Consider the following 17,373-nt stretch of genomic DNA (forward strand, 5'->3'; position numbering starts at 1 on the left):
CCCCCCCCCCCCGCCCCCCCCCCCCCCCCCCGCCCCCGGGGGGGGGGGGTGGTGGGGGGGGGGGGGGGGGGGGGGGGGGGCCGCGGCCCCACCCCCCCCCCCCCCCCGCTACGGCTTGCGCCTACATCTTGCCCCACATTTTCTTGTATTCGTCGCGATAGCCATTGTCGGGGTCGAAGCTGTTCTTCGGCCCGCCGTCGAACTCGACATTGTCCGCTGTCACGACATGGAGCGGCGAAAGGTAGCCGGACCATTTTTCACCGGCGATCGCGCGGTTCAGCTCGTCGACCAGCTGCCAGCCCTGCAGGTTGAGCGGTTCGGCCACCGTCACCTTCTGGAACTGGCCGGCGCGGATGCGTTGATAAGCTGATTCCGAGCCGTCGCCGGCGGCGACGTTGATCGGCGCGTCGGTACCCGTCTTGCCGGCTGCCGCGAGCGAGGGGCCCATGAAGTCGAAATAGAGATCGTTGATGGCCAGCGAATGCGTCCAGCTGTCGCCGTACTTCTGCAGCAGTGAGGTGGTCAGCTGCGGCATGCGCTGCGACGTTTCGGCGATCGGCGTGTCGACATATTCGAGCACGGTCCCGCCGAGCTTCTCGATTTCTTCCTTCATCCGATCGGCCTTGGCGATGGCTATCGCATAGGTTGAATCGGTGAAGATCACGACTCCGGGTTTTCCTTTGGCGTCTGCGTAGGCCCAGTTCGCGGCCGCGGCTGAAACCTGCATGGCGTCGGTGGAGACATTGGCAAAGAGCCCGATCTTGTCGTCCGGGCCGATCGTCGGCCCAGCATGCCAGGCGACCATCGGAATGCCCGCGGCCTTGGCCTGCTCGATCGCCGGTGCCTGTTCGACCGCGTCGAAGCCGTTGATGATGATGCCGCTTGGCTGCAGCGCCATGGCCTGGCCGAAGGCGGCGGTGCGGCCTCCGATCGATCCGGCGCCGTCGATTACCTTGACCTCCCAGCCGATCGCCTCGGCCGCTTCCTCGACGCCGGTCGTCACCCCAAGGATGCCGCCATTCTTCAGGTCGCCGGCAAGAACGACGATTGTCTTGCCTTCCTGGGCCCTCGGGCCGGAGGTCGGGCCATCCCAGGCCGTAACTTTCTGGGCATATTTTTCGACGATCGCCATGGCGTCGGCCATAGCATCGGCCCGCGCCTGGTCGGCAAATATTGCCGGGGCCACGATGGCGGCCGACAGCATTGCCACCGATGATTTCAAGAAGTTCCTGCGCTGCATAACCCTACTCCCTGCTCTTAAGATCCTGATCGACTGTCCGGACTATTAGCTTCCGGGCGGATTTGGCTTTCGCGGCAGTTTTGCCGCGGCGCCCCGTTTGCGCTGCGCGTATCCGGCAATGCCGATCGCGACGAGAAGCGTCACGCCGTTGAATAGAGGCTCAACGAAGAAGGAGCCGCCGAATTGCTGGATTCCGGAAATTCCGACGGCGAGGATGGCGACGCCGATCATCGTGCCCCAGACATTGACCCGGCCGGGTTTGATGGTGGTCGAGCCGAGGAACGCACCGACAAGCGCCGGCAGCAGATATTCAAGGCCGACGCTCGCCTGGCCGATGCGCAGCTTGGAAGCGAGCAGAACGCCCGTCAGTGCGGTGAGAAACCCAGACGAGATGAAAGCCCCGATGACGAAGCGCCGGACAGGAATGCCGTTGAGGGCAGCCGCCTTGGGATTGGCGCCGATCGCGTAGACGTAGCGGCCGATCGGCAAATATTCCAGCACGATCCACAACGTGATGGCGATCGCCAGCACATAGAAGCCGGTGATCGGCAGGCCGAACAGCATGGTGCCGTTGAGCGCATAGAACCCGTCGGGCAAGACACCGACCACCTGCCGCCCGCCGGTGTGCCAAAGGGCAAGCGCATAGAGCACGGTTCCCGTGCCGAGCGTGGCGATGAAGGAATCGATCCGGGCGACTTCCACGAGGAGCCCGTTCAGGAAGCCCGTACCGGCGCCGAGAAACAGGACGATCATCACGGCGAGGGGCCAGGGGATGCCCAGCATGGTCTGCAGGCTGATAGCGAGGATGTGCCACAACACTATTCCGTAGCCGACGGTCAGGTCGATGCGGCCCGAAGCCATCGGTATCATGGCGGCCAGCGACAGCAGTGCGATGATCGCCTTGTCGGAAACGATCGAGCGTAAATTGAGCAGTGTCGGGAACGTTTTCGGCAGCAGGATTGAGAACAGCACGATCAGCATAAGCGTGAGGATGACGAGGCCGTAGACCGGGACGAGCCTGATGAGCTTCTGCCGCGCCGGCAGGCCGGTCATTTCGCCCCGTGTCGGCTCGAGAGCGGTGGATTCGATGGATTGCATGGTCTTGCTCCGGGACGGTCAGGCGGCTTCGGATGCCGATGCGGCGGTGATCACGGCGGATGTCGTGAGTTCATCGCCGGCGAGTTCGCGAACGATCTGCCCGCGGGAAAAGACCAGCGCCCTGTGGCAGATATGGGCGATCTCCTCGAAGTCGGTCGAAACAACGACGACGCCCAATCCGGCTTCGAGCGCCCGCCCGATCAGCCGGTAAATCTCGGCCTTCGCGCCGACATCGACGCCGGCGGTCGGGTCTTCGGCGATGAGCAGCTTGCGGCCGGTATGAAGCCAACGGCCGACGACGACCTTCTGCTGGTTGCCGCCGGACAGCGCCTCGATCGGCAGGTCCGGATCGTTGGGCCTGAGGCCGACCGTATCGCCGATCGCCCGAGCATGTGCCGCCTCCTTGTGGCCAGCGAGAAAGGAAAACAGGCTGCGCCTGGCCGCGCCCGGATTGATAAAAATGTTTTCGCGGATTGAGAGTGCAGCCGCGATCGACTCCTCGGTGCGATCGCGGGCGATGAGACCGACTCCGGCTTGCATCGCCGCAATGGGACTGGAGAGATCAGGCGTTTTGCAGTCGATGGAAATCTCGCCCGCAAAAGTTGTGCAGCCGAAGAGCGTCCGCCCGATGAGTTCCTGCCCGGCGCCGCGCAGCCCGACAAGGCCGAGCATTTCACCCCGGCGGACGTCGAAGGAAACCGGCCCGGCTCCCGCGCAAACCAGGTCGCGCACCGCGCAGATCGTCGCGCCCGCCTTGGTGGCCGCCTTGGCAAAGACCTGGCTCGCCGGTCGCCCAACGATCATTTCCACCAGTTCATCCGGCTTTGTGTCCGCTACCTTGTTCTGGCCGACCAGCTTCCCGTCCCGCAGCACGGCTACCTTATCGGCGATGCGGAAAATCTCGTCGAGCCGGTGCGAAACATAGATCATGCCGACGCCGCGCTGCTTCAGCGGACGAAGCGCGTCGAACAATCGGTCGACCTCGTCGGCGGGAAGGCTCGCCGTCGGCTCGTCGAGCACGAGCACATCGGCTTCGGTTGCCAGCGCTCGGGCGATCGCGACGAGCGACTTTTCCGTCCGGGTGAGATCCTGGACCCGGGTCGTCGGATCGAAATCGCAACCAACGAGGCTGAGCGCGGCCTGAGCCCGCTCTTCCGTCGCGCGCCAGTCGATAAGGCCCGAGCGGAGCGAAAACCCCTGAGCCAGCCCGACATTCTCGCCGACAGACATCCATTCGATCAGCCCGAGATCCTGGTGGATGAAGGCAACCTGCTGGCGCTGGTTGGGACGCGGAGGCCGATGCTGATAGGGCTCGCCGCGAAACAGAATGCGTCCGCCATCCGGCCGGTGGATGCCGGCGAGCGTCTTGATGAGCGTCGATTTGCCGGCGCCGTTCTCTCCCAGCAGGGCGAGAATTTCGCCCTCATGCAAATCGAGCGATACGTCGGAAAGCGCGCGCGTGCCGCCGAACTCCTTGGTAATCGTCTGAAACTCGATCAGCTTGGTCCCGACCACGCACGCTCCTCCCAAAGGGTATGTTATCGATAACATATCCAGAGTCAACCGCCGCCTCGTAAATCATGCGTCAGTCCTGGTGCATGCCGTCGAGCAGGCGCATCATTTCGGCGGAATCGCGGGCTCCGAGACCGGCCGCGCAAAGCAGGCGATGGATTTCGACGACCTGCCCAGTCATCGGCAGCGGTGTTTTCGTCTTCATTGCGAACGCCTGGAGGGAATCGAGATCCTTCAGCATGTTGTCGATCCGGCCAGTCGGCGAGAAATCGCGCGCGGCGAATTTCTTCATGAACTCCTGCATGATGTTGGAATCGGCGCGACCGCGGGCGAGCGCCGCGGGAATTAGTGCTGCATCGACGCCTCCGGCTTCGGCTAGTTTCACCGCTTCCGCGACCGCCTGGAACAGCACGGCGCAAAAGAGCTGGTTGATCAGCTTGGTCGTCTGGCCGGCGCCGCTCGGGCCCATCAGCGTGTAGTTTGCGCAAAGATGCTGCATGACCGTTCGGGCGCGCTCGAAATCGGCCTTGTCGCCGCCGGCCATAACCGTCAGGCGGCCCGCAAGCGCGCCGGGTGCGCCGCCCGAAAGCGGACAGTCCACCCATTTCATGCCGGTCTCGTCGGCAAGTTTTTTCGACATCTGCGCGGTATCGACCGGATCGATGGAAGACATGTCGATGAGGATCTTTCCGGGTCCGGCTGCTTCAGCGACGCCCTCGGCGCCGAACACCGCGGCACGCACTATATTGGCGTGGTTGAGGCTGAGGATGACGAAATCGCTTGCCAGCGTCGCGCCGGCAACGGAGACGGCGGATGCTGCGCCTTTACCGGCAAGAGCGGATAGCTTGGCGCTGTCGAGATCGAACACCGTCACCGCCTGCCCCTCCTCGAGAAGCCGGGCCGTGATCGCCGAGCCCATGATGCCGGCGCCGATGACGGCGATCTTTGCTGGGGCTTGCGACATATCTCACGTTCCCTTCATTTGCTGAATCTGCGCCCCGATCCCCATCTCCGCCAGCCGTGCACACGCGGCGTCCATGATCGCGTCCATCGTAGCAGCGATGTTGACCGTCACCACGCCCTGCTCGGCCGTGGGATGTTCCAGTGTCGCGAACTGGCTGTCCAGCAGCGAGGGTGGCATGAAGTGACCGCGCCGCTCGCCGATCCGTTGCCGCAGCAATTGGTGCGATCCTTCCAGGAACACGAAGACCAGATCGCCTCCGGCCGCCTGGCGAAGGCGATCGCGATAAGCTTTCTTGAGTGCCGAGCAGGTGACGACAAGGCCATCGCCTTGTGCCGTACGCAGCGCCTTGCCGACAAGGTCCAGCCAAGGCCAGCGATCGGCGTCGTCAAGCGGAACGCCGGCCGACATCTTCTCGACGTTCTGGCGCGGATGCAGCGCGTCGCCCTCGACAAATTCGATGCCCAGGCGCGCGGCGATGCCCTCGCCAATGCTGGTTTTGCCGCAGCCGCTGACGCCCATCACCACGATGAGCGCCGGCTCAGAGGCAGGTCGTGATGCCGCCATCGACATAAAGCGTATGACCGTTGACGAATGACGAAGCCGGGCCGGCGAGGAAGACCGCCGCGCCAACCAATTCGTCGACATTGCCCCACCTTCCCGCCGGAGTGCGGTTGGCCAACCAGGCCGAGAACTCCGGATTTTCGACCAGCGCCTGATTGAGCGGGGTCTTGAAATAGCCGGGTGCGATCGCGTTGATCTGCAGGCCATGTTTGGCCCAGTCCGCGCACATGCCGCGCGTCAAATTGCGCACGGCGCCCTTGGTGGCGGTGTACGGCGCGATGTTGGTCCGGGCCAATTCGCTCTGCACAGAGGCGATGTTGATGATCTTGCCTTTCTGGCGTGGGATCATGTACCGGGCCACCGCCTGACCGACATAAAAGACGCTCGAAATGTTGGTGCGCAGGAGTTCATCCCACTTGTCGACCGGAAAATCCTCGAGCGGCGCGCGATACTGCATGCCGGCATTGTTCACGAGAATATCGATCGGCCCAAGATTGGCTTCGATGTCGGCGACGCCTTTTGCGGCAGCCTCTGCTGAGGTGACGTCGAACACCGCGCCATCGGCTTTGAAGCCCTTCGCGGCGAGCATTCCAGCCGCCTCCGCGACTTTGTCGGCGTTGCGGCCGTTGAGTACGATCGTCGCGCCATGACGCGCCAGACCCTCGGCCAGGGCAAGGCCGATGCCTTGGCTCGATCCGGTAACCAGGGCTCTAAGCCCAGTCAAATCGAAGAGCGAATTCACTCCAACCTCCCTGCAAGGCAGAACGATTCCAGGCGAACCGATTTTCTTGCTCCGCCTTTCTACCCTATTGACATGGATGTTATCGATAACATAGTCAATAGAAAAGGTGAAAATTCGGAGGAGACCTGCCGGTGACCGACATCCTGATGATAGGTCCTTACCCCGCCTGGGACATGGAAGACCTGGAAGCAAAATACCGGATGCATAAGCTCTGGGAGGCGACGGACAAGGACGCGCTGCTCACCGGAAAGGCCGACGCCATCCGCGCCATCGCAACGCGCGGCGAACTGGGTGCGAGCGCCGCGCTCATGGCAAGGCTGCCTAAGCTGGAGATCGTCTCCTGCTACGGAGTGGGCACCGACGCGATAGACCTCGGCCACGCCAGGGCGAACGGGATCCGGGTCACCAACACGCCGGATGTGCTTACCGAAGACGTCGCCGACATCGGCATCGGTCTTCTGCTATCGGTGGCGCGCAATATCCCTCAGGCGGATGCCTATGTGCGGAACGGAAGCTGGACCAAGGGCAATATGCAACTCGTTACCCGCGTCTGCGGCAAAAAGCTCGGCATTGTCGGCATGGGCCGGGTCGGCGCCGCGGTGGCAAAGCGCGCGGCCGCCTTCGATTGTGCCATCTCGTACTACGACATCAACAGGCGCGGCGACCTACCTTACGCCTATGTCGGCGACCTCGTGGACTTGGCGCGCGACAGCGAATTTTTGATCGTAACACTCGCCGGAGGCGAAAGCACAAAAAACATCATCAACGCCTCCGTCCTTGAAGCGCTCGGTCCTGACGGCATTCTCGTCAACATCTCGCGCGGCAGCACGGTCGACGAAACGGCGCTGCTCGCAGCCCTGGAATCGAAAACAATCAAGGGAGCGGGGCTTGACGTCTTCTGGAACGAGCCGGCGATCGACGAGCGCTTTCTGAAGCTCGGCAATGTCGTGCTGCAGCCGCACCACGCCAGCGGCACGGTCGAAACAAGAAAGGCGATGGGCAGGCTCGTGCGCGACAATCTCGCCGCCCATTTCAGCGGGCAGGCCCTGCTGACGCCGGTCGTTTAGGAGGCGCGTCCATGAAGTCGCTCGTCATTCATGCCGCAAGGGATCTGCGGATCGAAGAAACCGACCCCGGCGCGCTCGAACCCGGACAGGTCGACATCGCTATTGAGGCCGGCGGCATCTGCGGCTCCGACCTGCATTACTACAACCACGGCGGCTTCGGCGCGATCCGGCTGCGCGAACCGATGATCCTCGGCCACGAAGTCGCTGGCACGATCAGGGCGGTCGGGGAGGGGGTTTCCTGCCTCGAAACAGGCGATCGGGTTGCGGTCTCGCCGAGCCGGCCGTGCAATGCCTGCCGCTATTGCCTTAAGGGCCAGCAGAACCAGTGCCTCAACATGCGCTTTTACGGCAGCGCCATGCCTATGCCGCATATCCAGGGAGCATTCCGCCAACGGCTGGTCGCCGACGCCACGCAGTGCCACCGGATAGCAGACCACGTCTCGATCAACGAGGCGGCCTTCGCCGAGCCGTTCGCGGTTACGCTGCACGCCGTCAACCGGGCGGGTTCGCTGTTGGGCAAGCGGGTTCTCGTCACGGGCTGCGGGCCGATCGGGGCGCTCTGCATCATCGCCGCCCGCGCGCACGGGGCACGGGAAATCGTCGCAACCGATGTGATGGCCGGCGTTTTGAAAACAGCCACGGAAATCGGCGCCGATCGCACGATCAACGTCGCGACCGACGCCGACAAGCTGGCGGCCTACAACGCCGACAAGGGATATTTCGACGTGATGTTTGAGGCGTCGGGCAACGAGCGCGCTGTTCGCGCCGGTCTTGAGGTTCTAAGGCCGCGCGGCGTGCTGATGCAGCTCGGGCTCGGCGGCGACCTGGCGATCCCGCAAAATCTCGTCGTCGCGAAGGAAATCGAGATGCGCGGCACGTTCCGCTTCCACGACGAGTTCGCGCTCGCCGTCGACCTGATCAACCGCCGCCGGGTGGATGTGAAACCGCTGCTTACAAGGATCTATCCGCTCAAGGAAGCCGTCGCAGCCTTCGAGATCGCCGGCGACCGCAACAAGTCGATGAAGGTCCAGATCGCCTTCTGAAGGGCTGCGCTACCGGAGCGAGCCGCTCACAGCATATCGGCGCCGATCGCTGCCAGGACGGCGCGCGACGTCGATGTCCTGCTCGCCGCTTCCCGATCCAACGCCAATCGCGCCCGCAAGCCTGCTGTCGAAGCGGATGGGCAATCCGCTGGGAAGACAGCTCACGCCGCCCTGCGATGCGACTGCCGCCGCTGCCTCGAATGGTATTGCGCCTGTCGCGGCGTCGATGGCTGCCGCCGTGCGCGCCTTTGCCCGCGCGGTATGCATGCTCAAATACCTGGCGCCGTCCATGCGCAGGCTGGCGATCGTCTCGCCGCTGGCGTCGACCACGACGAAGCATTGCGGGACACCCATTGCGCTTGCTGGCGCCATGCCTGCGCTCAGCGCCTTCATTGCGCCGTCATGGCTCAGACTTAGGGTTTCGCGGAACATCGCCAGGGTGCGGCCCCTATCGCCGGAATGGTTGAGTGTTAGGCGCTTTCCCGCTCCACCACCTTGTAGCTGGTCAAGATAATTTCCTGGGACAAGCCGTTGTCTTCGCCCTTGATCGACTGGATCAGCTTGCGTGCTGCCTGTTTGCCGATGCCGTAGCAGTCCACGTTCACCGTCGTGAGTGTCGGATGGCAGTAAGCTGCAATCTCGAAATCGCCGAAGCCGGCGATCGCGATGTCCTGCGGAATCCGGATGCCCCGGCGCTTGCACTCCATCACCGCACCAAACGCCGACAAATCCGAGACGCACAGCGCGACCTCGGTATCCGGCCAGCGCTCCAGCATGCCGACGACCGCCTGTCCGCCCTGCTCGATCGAAATTGGAGGCACGCCGAATGAAACCAGGCGGCCGGGCGGCAGGCCGAGTTCCTCGATCGCCTTGACGAATCCGGCCCGCCGCTGGCTGCCGCGCGTATCCCGTGACGTCGTACCGCCGATATAGCCGAATTTCCGGTAGCCTTTTTTCGCCAATGTCCTGACGAGCAGCGCCATCGCTTCCTCATTTGAGAAGCCGACGACCTGATCGATCGGCTTCGGCGGCAATTCCCACGTTTCAACCACCGGAATGCCCGCGCTTTCCAACATGCGCCGTGTAAGATCGGTATGTGTGCCGCCGGTCAGGATAATGCCCTCCGGACGTCGGCGAAGCATCGCCTCGATCAGCCTTTCTTCCTTTTCCGCCGTGTAGTCGGTGTAGCCGAGCAGAAGCTGAAGACCCGTATTCTCCAGTTCGTCGGTGATGCCGCGGGCGGTGTCGGCAAAATTCGAATTGTTGATCGAGGGAATGATCGCGGCCACAAACCCGGTCTTGCGTGACGACAGGCTTCCGGCAGACTGGTCGAGCACATAACCAAGCTCGTTTACCGCCGCCAGGATCCGTTCACGGGTTGCATCCGAGACGCGGCCGTCCTTCTTGAGCGCTCGCGATACCGTCATCGCCGAGACGCCGGCCCGGCGGGCCACGTCAAGCATCGTCGGCGCCTGGTTCTCGGGAGATTTGGCGTTCAGTCCCTTGGGCATCATGGCGCTCCGCAAGCCGGTTGCGGGACGCACGCTAACGACGGAGCGTGCCATGGATTCATCGCGCGCCCGTCCTCATGCATGCCCCCTTGGAAATCAGATTACAATTGATATGTTATCGCTATCATACAGCGCTGGCAACAGTTGTGCCGCGGGCCCATCAGCTGGCCCCAACCGGCCAGCGCAGATCCAGCGTGCGGGAGGCGTGAGGCCAATGTTTGAAAATATTGAGGGCACAGGTTTCGAAATGCTCGATCCGCGATTTGCCGCTTGCTTCGTCGGGCACGCGCGCGTCGAGCGGCTTTGGTCGGGCGGGCGCTGGCTGGAGGGCCCTGCGTGGTTCGGGCCGGGCCGCTATCTCATCTGGTCCGACATTCCGAACAACCGGATAATGCGCTGGGATGAGACCGACGGCTCGGTTTCGGTGTTTCGCCAGCCTTGCAATAACAGCAACGGAAACACGGTCGACAATCATGGGCGGCTTGTCACCTGCGAGCACCTGGCGCGACGGGTGACAAGGACGGAGTTCGATGGCGCGATCACGATCGTTGCCGACCGGTTCGAAGGCAGGCGCTTCAACTCGCCGAACGACGTCGTGGTTGCGTCGGACGGCGCGATCTGGTTCACGGATCCGCCCTACGGCATCATGCACGACTATGAGGGCGATTACGGCGAGGAAGAGATCGGCGGCTGCCATGTCTACCGGGTCGATGCGGCGACGGGCGCGGTCACTCGAGTCGCCGACGACTTCGTCAAGCCCAACGGCCTTGCGTTTTCCCCCGACGAAAAACTGCTCTATGTCACCGACACGGGCGCTACGCACCTAGAGCGCGGACCCCGTCACATCCGGAAGCTCCGCGTCGGCGACGAAGGAAGGCTGAGCGGCGGCGACGTCTTTGCCGAATGCGCCAGCGGATTTTTCGACGGCTTCCGGATCGACACGAAAGGCCGCGTCTGGACCAGCGCCGGTGATGGGGTTCACTGTTTCGATCCGGACGGAACGCTAATCGGCAAGATCCGTATTCCCGAGACCGTCGCGAACGTCACTTTCGGCGGAACTCGCCGCAACCGACTCTTCATCTGCGCGACGACTTCGCTTTATGCCGTCTATCTTACGGCCAACGGCTCCAAACTGGGCTGACACTGCAGCAGAACGGTCAGCCATCTCGGGCGTCTGCGACTGCTCGACAATGTTACAACTCGAGCATCGCGGTAGAGCCAAGATCGGGGAGTCGCCGAAGCGAATGTCCCTTAGACCCGCAACCAAGCCGCGAATCTCCTGTATTTCGCGCATTTGGGGCTAACAATCCATGAAACACGCACTGGGCACTTGACATCATGTTATCGATAACATCAATATAGGGCGGTTGGAGGAGAAATGAGATCGGCACGCTCGCAAATGCGGGGCTAAGGCCCGCGGAGAACGCCTGTGCAGTCGCCAAGGGCAGTGTGCAGATCCAATTTTCCAACATCGAAGCTCTAGGAGCAGACACAGCCATCTGTCCGATCGTGTCAATGCCGGTGGATGCACGGACATATTTGATAGGCGCCTCGCAGTCGGCGCCTCGGGATCTTTCACGGAGGAGAACACCATGAAACCACTTGTCAAAATCCGCGCAATATTCGCCGCGATCAGCCTTGCCGTCCCAATGCTAGCGATGGCCAACTCGCCCGCCAGCGCCATCACTCTGGAAGAGATTACGTCACGCGGCAGCGTCCGAATCGGCGTCGTGACCGGCGCGCCTCCGATGGGCATGGTCGATGAAAGCGGCAATCCAACGGGCTACGACGTCGACGTCGCCAACCTCATTGCCGGTTATCTTGGAGTGAAGGCGGAACTCGTTCCGCTGACGCCGCCGTCGCGAATCCCAGCCCTGCAAACCGGCAAGGTCGATTTCCTGGTGGCCACACTGGCGCCCACCGGAGAACGGGCCAAGACCGTCATGTTCACCCAGCCCTACAGTGCCTTCAACATGGTGATCGTGTCTGGCCCAGATCAGAAATTCGCCCAGCTATCAGAGCTCGAAGGCAAACGCGTTGGCGTCAATCGGGGCTCGTCGCAGGAAGCCGCATTGCGGCGGGTCGCTGTGCCAGGGCTCGAGATCGTCGTGTTCGAGGACGATTCGACAACCGCTCAGGCGCTCTTTGCCGGCCAGGTCGATGCGACCGCGCTCCCCTCGACGGTTGCCAACGCCATCATTCAGCAGCGGCCGGACGCCGGTCTGCAGGTCGGCTTCACCTTTTTCCGGCAAGGCAACTCCATGGCCACCACGCTCCAGGATTTCGAGGTGCACCAGTGGCTCAACACCGCGATCTATCTGATGAAGAATTCCGGCGAACTTGACGCCATCGCGACGAAGTGGACGGGCACCCCGATGCCGCAACTGCCTTTGTTCTGATCTCACGAAAGGTTGCCGGACGATCTGCGTCCGGCAAATTCGTTGGTGACGTTCCGATCGAGGACCAAGAATGTCTTACACATTCCAGTTCGGCGCTATCGCGCAATACACCGACGAGATTGTCGCTGGGATATGGCTGACGATCATGTTGTCCGCCGCCTCCATCGTGATGGGAAGTTCGTTCGGCATCGTTCTCGCGTCGCTGCGTTCGATGCACGGCCGGGCGGTACGGCTCATGGTCGATGCGTATGTCGAGATCATCCGCAACACGCCATTCCTGGTTCAGCTTTTCATCATTTATTTCGGACTACCCGGCGTTGGTCTGCGGGTTAGCGCAACGACGGCGGCGCTGATCGGCATGACGATAAACCTCGCAGCCTATTCGACCGAAATTATCCGAGCCGGCATAGAAGCCATCCACAAGTCGCAGATCGAGGCGGGTGAAGCGCTCGGGTTCACGTCCTTTCAAATCTATCGCCATGTCATCATCATGCCGGCAATCGCCAAGGTGTATCCGGCGCTGTGCAGCCAATTCGTCCTGATGATGCTTGCTTCAAGCATCTGTTCGGCGATTTCGACCAAGGAACTCGCCGCTTCCGCAGCCTTTGTCGAATCGCAAAGTTTTCGTTCGTTCGAAGTCTATATCGTCGTGACGCTGATCTATCTGGCTCTCGCCCTGGCGTTGCGCGCGATACTGGCGCTCGTTGGCTGGGGCCTGTTCGGGCGCCGTGTGGCGCGCAAGGCGACGACCTCCCTTGCGGAGGTGCAGGCATGACGCTCCGGACTTTCGGCTTCAGCGAATTCGGTTTCCTTCTCTCGGCGCTGCAGTGGACGATCCTTTTGACCGTCATTGCGCTTTCCGGTGGCGGTTTTATCGGCTTTATCATTGCACTCGCGCGGACCTCGACACGCAAGGCCGTGCGGGTTGCCGCCGCCACCTACATCCAGATCATCCAGGGCATTCCCGTGCTGATGATCCTGTTTCTTTCGTATTACGGCCTCAGCCTCGCCGGCTTTCAAATGCCGCCCCTGGTCGCAGCCGGCGTTTCGATGACGATCTATGCCTCGGGCTACCTTGCGGAGATCTGGCGCGGCTCCATTCAGGCCGTGGCCAAGCAGCAATGGGAGGCGTCGGAATCCTTGGCGATGACGCGAGCCCAGCAATACCGCTACGTCATCCTGCCCCAGGCCCTACGCATCGCGCTCCCTTCCACCGTCGGCTTTGCCGTGCAGGTGGTCAAGAACACGTCGATCACCTCGATCATCGGCTTCGTTGAACTCGCCCGCGCCGGGCAACTCATCAACAACGCGACGTTCCAGCCGTTCCGCGTTTTTCTCGCAGTCGCGGCTCTCTACTTTGTCGTCTGCTATCCGTTGTCCCAGCTGTCGCGTCTGCTGGAAAGGAGGCTCCATGCCGGAAGTGCTTATTGATAATGTCCACAAGAGCTTCGGAGCTGTCGAAGTCCTCAAGGGCGTCTCGCTGTCCGTCAATCGGGGCGATGTGTTTGCGTTGATCGGCCGCTCCGGTTCCGGAAAAAGCACGCTTCTGCGCTGCATCAACGGCCTGGAAAAGATCAATTCCGGCCGCATCGAAGTTGCCGGCCACGCCGTTGGCCGAGACCCGAAAGAGTTGCGCAAGCTGCGCACCGATGTCGGCATCGTCTTCCAAAGCTACAATCTCTTTCCGCACCTGACGGTGGCCGAAAACATCATGCTGGCGCCGCGGATCGTCAAATTGGTGTCGAAAGCTGAAGCCAAAACCACTGCGGAGGAAGTTCTCGGCATGGTTGGCCTGTCGGAGAAGTTCGACGCCTATCCCGACCAGCTTTCCGGCGGCCAGCAGCAGCGCGTGGCGATCGCCCGCTCGCTCGCCATGCGTCCCAAGGTGATGCTGTTCGACGAGGTGACGTCGGCGCTCGATCCGGAACTGACCGAGGAGGTGCTGAACGTGCTGGAAACGCTCGCCCGTAACGGAATGACCATGCTGCTCGTCACCCACGAGATGGGTTTTGCCCGCCGGGTGGCGACCACAACGATTTTCATGCATCACGGAAAGATCTGGGAAGAGGGGCCTTCGGTTGAACTCTTCGGCAGGCCGAAGACCCCGGAACTGCAGCAGTTTATTAAATCGGACGTGAAGTAGCCCGGCAAATCAGGCCGGGAGCCGCCACATTCGCACACGACCTGTACCGCGCAATTCCGTTTCCGCGAGAGGGTCGCAAGCAAAATTTGGTCCAAGCAGTTTGCGAGTTGCATCCGAAATACGGATTTCATCGGGCTCCGCTGACGTTTGAATACGTGCGGCGAGATTAACGGTCTCGCCCCAAAGGTCATAGGCAAACCGCCTTTTGCCTATGACGCCCGCGACGATTGGTCCTGAGTGAATTCCAATTCTGAGTCTTATCGGTTCTCCTGCGAAGCGTTCGTGCTTAACCGCCTTCCGCAGTTCAAGTGCATAGTGCGCAAGAGCTTCTGCATGATCGGATCGCGCGACGGGCAGGCCAGCGACCACCATCACACAATCGCCGATTGTCTTGATCTTTTCGCAGCCGTCTCGTTCCGAGAGCAGATCCGCTGCCTTGAAGAAGTAGTTCAAAATAGCCAGCGTTACCTCGGCTCCGACGTTCCGCGCTCTTTCCGTAAATCCGACGATGTCGGCAAAAAGCACACTCACGTCAGCATGGTTGTCTGCAATTTGCTCGTCGGCCTTTAACCGCTCCGCGATCGACGCCGGAAGAATGTTGAGGAGCAGGCTTTCGGCGCGCTGGTATTCACGCGACAATCCCTCCTGGCTCTGCCGCAACGCCTCGTTCGTCAACTGTAATTTTTCGTTGAGTTGACGCTCCCTCTCTTGCAGGAGTGTCATTTCATAAGCCTTCTGTTGAAGCCGCTGCCTGTTGTCGCGTTCGGCAGTGGCGTCAAGAAAGAGCAGCCATACGCAGGCATTGCCAGCAAAAAGATGAAGGTCCGCGACACGCCCGCTGGGCAGTTCGACCATGGCCATATGATATGGAAGCTCCGGGCAAGGCAGCAAACCTTCCATGAACGCAAGCTGCTCGGCAACGGGCTTGCCAATGCAAAGTGATGATAGGCCGTAATGTTCAACACTGCCGCCCTTCTCAGCGATGCAAAGCTGGGCATCAATTTTCAGATATGCGACAGAGTGCTCGTTGGAGAAGAAATCGTAAATCCAGCTTCTGACTTCTCTTGGCAATCCACGCATGGTCTATTCGGTGACCATCGAAGCAAGCTGGCGGAACGCATCATCAACATATTCACCCGAAAGCGCACTTGTCAGATAGATTTGCCATCCAAGTTGCCTCAGTTCGTTGATCTCACTATCCGATATTGCCCACCGATCGGCCAGATCGGATTTGTTGAACAGCAATACGAACGGCATGGCGCCGAATTCGGCCTCGGCCCGCTCGCGCAGCGTGAGCGCCACTGCTAGGGTAGCGGCGCGGGTTCCATCGACGACAAGCACGAGCCCGCTCGCGCCCCGCACATAGCTGACGCGGAACGACCCGATATCGTCTTCGCCGGCCAGATCCCACAAAATCAGATCCACGGTTTTATCCGGCAGTACAACACTCTTCTTGTCGATTTTCACTCCCACCGTGGTCAAGTAGGTTTCTGAAAAGATGCTTTGCACAAACCTGCGAACCAGACTCGTCTTTCCGACAGCGAACCCGCCCAACATGCAGATCTTTTTTTGCAATAACCTGGGCCCTAGTGGAAGTTTACCGTAACCGAAACTCTGCGATTGGCGGAGCTCCCGGTTCGGCTATTCTCAGTCTCCGCCGGCTCAAAAGTGCCCGCGCCGCGAACCAAAAGCGATTCCGGAGCGACGCCGCGCTTCTTGAGAAGCGCACGAACTGTCTCGGCGCGGGCGGCGCTGATCGACGCGTTGGCCGTCTCACGGCCCACGGTGTCCGAATGGCCGGTCAACATGAACTGTGCTGTTACGCCTGCCTTGCGGGCGTCCTTGGCCAATTCTTTCAATTGATTCGCCAATTGGTCGAGAACTGGCAGTTGCTCTGGTCCCGGTACAGCCTTGCCAGAATCGAAGAAAATGTCGACCGCTTGAATAGCCTCCCTCAAATGCGTGAGTTCCTGAGGGGTCACCTCGCGCAGCTCGGAAATTTCTAGAGAGAGTCCGTCCGCGGCCAGTTGTTGGGCGGCGACCCGCGCCCGATCTATCCAGGCGGCAGGAGCCTCGCCCACGACAACGATGCGATCCTTGATGATCGAAAATCGTACTGAATCCGGCGGGACCAGCGACGCCATCAGCCGCTTCACCACGAACTTCGGATCAAGGCTCTGATAGAATTGCCACTGCGAATGAACGCGAGCCGGATCAACGTCCGTTCCGGACAGCAGAGCCTGCGGGTCGGCGGCCTGCGGATCTCTCAGGCCGGAAATGTAGAAATGTCCGCCACTCGCCCTTTGTTGGGCGACGATGATTCCCGGTTGGGCCTCAAGACGCGACACATAAGTCTGCCAGTGCTCCGCCGCGCGTGCTTCGGGGCTCACATCGCGAACCTTGGAGAAGTCGAATACCGGTCCGCCTGCCTCAAGCTGTCGGGCCGCTACGCGTGCCCGATCTATCCAGGTGTCGGGAGCCTCACCCTCGGCAACGATGCGATCCTCGACGATCGAAAGCCGAACCGATTTCGGCGGGGTCAGCGACGCGGTTAGCCGCTTCAGCACGAACTCCGGATCAAGGCTCTGATAGAATTGCCACTGCGAACGAACGCGGGCGGGATCGACCTGCGTTCCGGACAGCAAAGCCTGCGGGTCGGCGGCAAGCGGGTCTCTCAGGCCGGCAATATAGAATTGGCCATCGCGCATCTTTTGTTCGGCAACGATGATGCCCGGCTGGGTTCCCAGTCGCGACACATAGGCCTGCCAGCGCTCCGCCTCGCGTGCTTCGGGGCTCACATCACGGACCCTGGAGATATCGAATACCGGTCCGCCTGCCTCAAGCTGTCGGGCCGCTGCGCGTGCCCGATCTATCCAGGTGTCGGGAGCCTCACCCTCGGCAACGATGCGATCATTGACGATCGAAAGTCGTACTGAATCCGGCGGAGCTAGCGACGCCGTTAGCCGCTTCAACACGAACTCCGGCTCAAGGCTCTGATAGAATTGCCACTGTGAATGAACGCGGGCGGGATCGACCTGCGTTCCGGACAGCAAAGCCTGCGGGTCGGCGGCAAGCGGGTCTCTCAGGCCGGCA

Annotated in this window: 18 protein-coding genes; 7 read left to right on the top strand and 11 right to left on the bottom strand. The window is 61.5% G+C overall.

Annotated elements, in window-relative coordinates; translation table 11 throughout:
• Positions 1-121 precede the first annotated feature (121 nt).
• The 6 genes from AC0L3O_RS18870 to AC0L3O_RS18895 form a co-directional block, all read right to left on the bottom strand.
• Entirely contained in the window at positions 122-1,240 is a 1,119-nt protein-coding gene (locus AC0L3O_RS18870) for an ABC transporter substrate-binding protein (protein ID WP_473616278.1), read from the bottom strand.
• A gap of 45 nt (positions 1,241-1,285) precedes the next feature.
• Complete coding sequence (locus tag AC0L3O_RS18875; protein ID WP_287259361.1) at positions 1,286-2,338, bottom strand: ABC transporter permease; 1,053 nt, start codon at positions 2,336-2,338, stop codon at positions 1,286-1,288.
• 18 nt (positions 2,339-2,356) lie between these two features.
• A complete protein-coding gene (locus tag AC0L3O_RS18880) occupies positions 2,357-3,853 on the bottom strand; it encodes a sugar ABC transporter ATP-binding protein (protein ID WP_023797996.1) in 1,497 nt (498 codons plus the stop codon).
• Between the two features lie 70 nt (positions 3,854-3,923).
• Complete coding sequence (locus AC0L3O_RS18885; RefSeq protein WP_473535935.1) at positions 3,924-4,814, bottom strand: NAD(P)-dependent oxidoreductase; 891 nt, start codon at positions 4,812-4,814, stop codon at positions 3,924-3,926.
• Between the two features lie 3 nt (positions 4,815-4,817).
• The gene (locus AC0L3O_RS18890) at positions 4,818-5,384 is read right to left on the bottom strand and encodes a gluconokinase (RefSeq protein WP_473616279.1); all 567 of its coding nucleotides are present in this window, start codon (positions 5,382-5,384) and stop codon (positions 4,818-4,820) included.
• Positions 5,353-6,117, bottom strand: coding sequence for an SDR family oxidoreductase (locus AC0L3O_RS18895; protein WP_473616280.1), 765 nt, complete (start codon positions 6,115-6,117; stop codon positions 5,353-5,355). The genes AC0L3O_RS18890 and AC0L3O_RS18895 overlap by 32 nt, the downstream gene beginning before the upstream one ends.
• Before the next feature lie 125 nt (positions 6,118-6,242).
• Between AC0L3O_RS18895 and AC0L3O_RS18900 the strand changes: the two genes are divergently transcribed.
• Positions 6,243-7,184 (top strand): 2-hydroxyacid dehydrogenase, encoded by a 942-nt coding sequence (locus AC0L3O_RS18900; RefSeq protein WP_473475850.1) that lies wholly within the window; start codon positions 6,243-6,245, stop codon positions 7,182-7,184.
• Positions 7,185-7,195: 11 nt separating this feature from the next.
• Entirely contained in the window at positions 7,196-8,227 is a 1,032-nt protein-coding gene (locus AC0L3O_RS18905) for an L-idonate 5-dehydrogenase (protein ID WP_128168927.1), read from the top strand.
• Positions 8,228-8,236: 9 nt separating this feature from the next.
• Here AC0L3O_RS18905 and AC0L3O_RS18910 read toward each other — a convergent pair whose 3' ends face one another.
• Positions 8,237-8,620 (bottom strand): GlcG/HbpS family heme-binding protein, encoded by a 384-nt coding sequence (locus AC0L3O_RS18910; RefSeq protein ID WP_473475698.1) that lies wholly within the window; start codon positions 8,618-8,620, stop codon positions 8,237-8,239.
• Between the two features lie 77 nt (positions 8,621-8,697).
• Positions 8,698-9,738, bottom strand: coding sequence for a LacI family DNA-binding transcriptional regulator (locus tag AC0L3O_RS18915; RefSeq protein WP_373420399.1), 1,041 nt, complete (start codon positions 9,736-9,738; stop codon positions 8,698-8,700).
• A 214-nt stretch (positions 9,739-9,952) separates the two neighbouring features.
• On the opposite strand from AC0L3O_RS18915, the gene AC0L3O_RS18920 reads away from it, so the two are divergent.
• The 5 genes from AC0L3O_RS18920 to AC0L3O_RS18940 all read left to right on the top strand — a co-directional run bounded on the left by AC0L3O_RS18920 (position 9,953) and on the right by AC0L3O_RS18940 (position 14,280).
• Complete coding sequence (locus tag AC0L3O_RS18920; protein WP_128168929.1) at positions 9,953-10,879, top strand: SMP-30/gluconolactonase/LRE family protein; 927 nt, start codon at positions 9,953-9,955, stop codon at positions 10,877-10,879.
• A 451-nt stretch (positions 10,880-11,330) separates the two neighbouring features.
• A complete protein-coding gene (locus AC0L3O_RS18925; protein WP_023797989.1) occupies positions 11,331-12,137 on the top strand; it encodes a transporter substrate-binding domain-containing protein in 807 nt (268 codons plus the stop codon).
• A gap of 70 nt (positions 12,138-12,207) precedes the next feature.
• Entirely contained in the window at positions 12,208-12,912 is a 705-nt protein-coding gene (locus tag AC0L3O_RS18930) for an amino acid ABC transporter permease (RefSeq protein ID WP_128168930.1), read from the top strand.
• Positions 12,909-13,568 (top strand): amino acid ABC transporter permease, encoded by a 660-nt coding sequence (locus tag AC0L3O_RS18935; RefSeq protein ID WP_128247126.1) that lies wholly within the window; start codon positions 12,909-12,911, stop codon positions 13,566-13,568. Before AC0L3O_RS18930 ends, AC0L3O_RS18935 begins: the two co-directional genes overlap by 4 nt.
• Positions 13,549-14,280, top strand: coding sequence for an amino acid ABC transporter ATP-binding protein (locus tag AC0L3O_RS18940; RefSeq protein ID WP_128168932.1), 732 nt, complete (start codon positions 13,549-13,551; stop codon positions 14,278-14,280). The genes AC0L3O_RS18935 and AC0L3O_RS18940 overlap by 20 nt, the downstream gene beginning before the upstream one ends.
• A gap of 9 nt (positions 14,281-14,289) precedes the next feature.
• On the opposite strand, the gene AC0L3O_RS18945 is transcribed toward AC0L3O_RS18940, so the two are convergent.
• The 3 genes from AC0L3O_RS18945 to AC0L3O_RS18955 are packed head-to-tail and all read right to left on the bottom strand — an operon-like array spanning position 14,290 to position 16,988.
• Positions 14,290-15,360: an adenylate/guanylate cyclase domain-containing protein gene (locus tag AC0L3O_RS18945; RefSeq protein ID WP_023797985.1), complete on the bottom strand. Its 1,071-nt coding sequence runs from the start codon at positions 15,358-15,360 to the stop codon at positions 14,290-14,292.
• 3 nt (positions 15,361-15,363) lie between these two features.
• Positions 15,364-15,837, bottom strand: coding sequence for a Rab family GTPase (locus tag AC0L3O_RS18950; RefSeq protein WP_031254524.1), 474 nt, complete (start codon positions 15,835-15,837; stop codon positions 15,364-15,366).
• 29 nt (positions 15,838-15,866) lie between these two features.
• Positions 15,867-16,988 (bottom strand): OmpA family protein, encoded by a 1,122-nt coding sequence (locus tag AC0L3O_RS18955; RefSeq protein ID WP_473535938.1) that lies wholly within the window; start codon positions 16,986-16,988, stop codon positions 15,867-15,869.
• Positions 16,989-17,373 lie beyond the last annotated feature (385 nt).

The organism is Mesorhizobium sp. WSM4810, assembly GCF_055811235.1.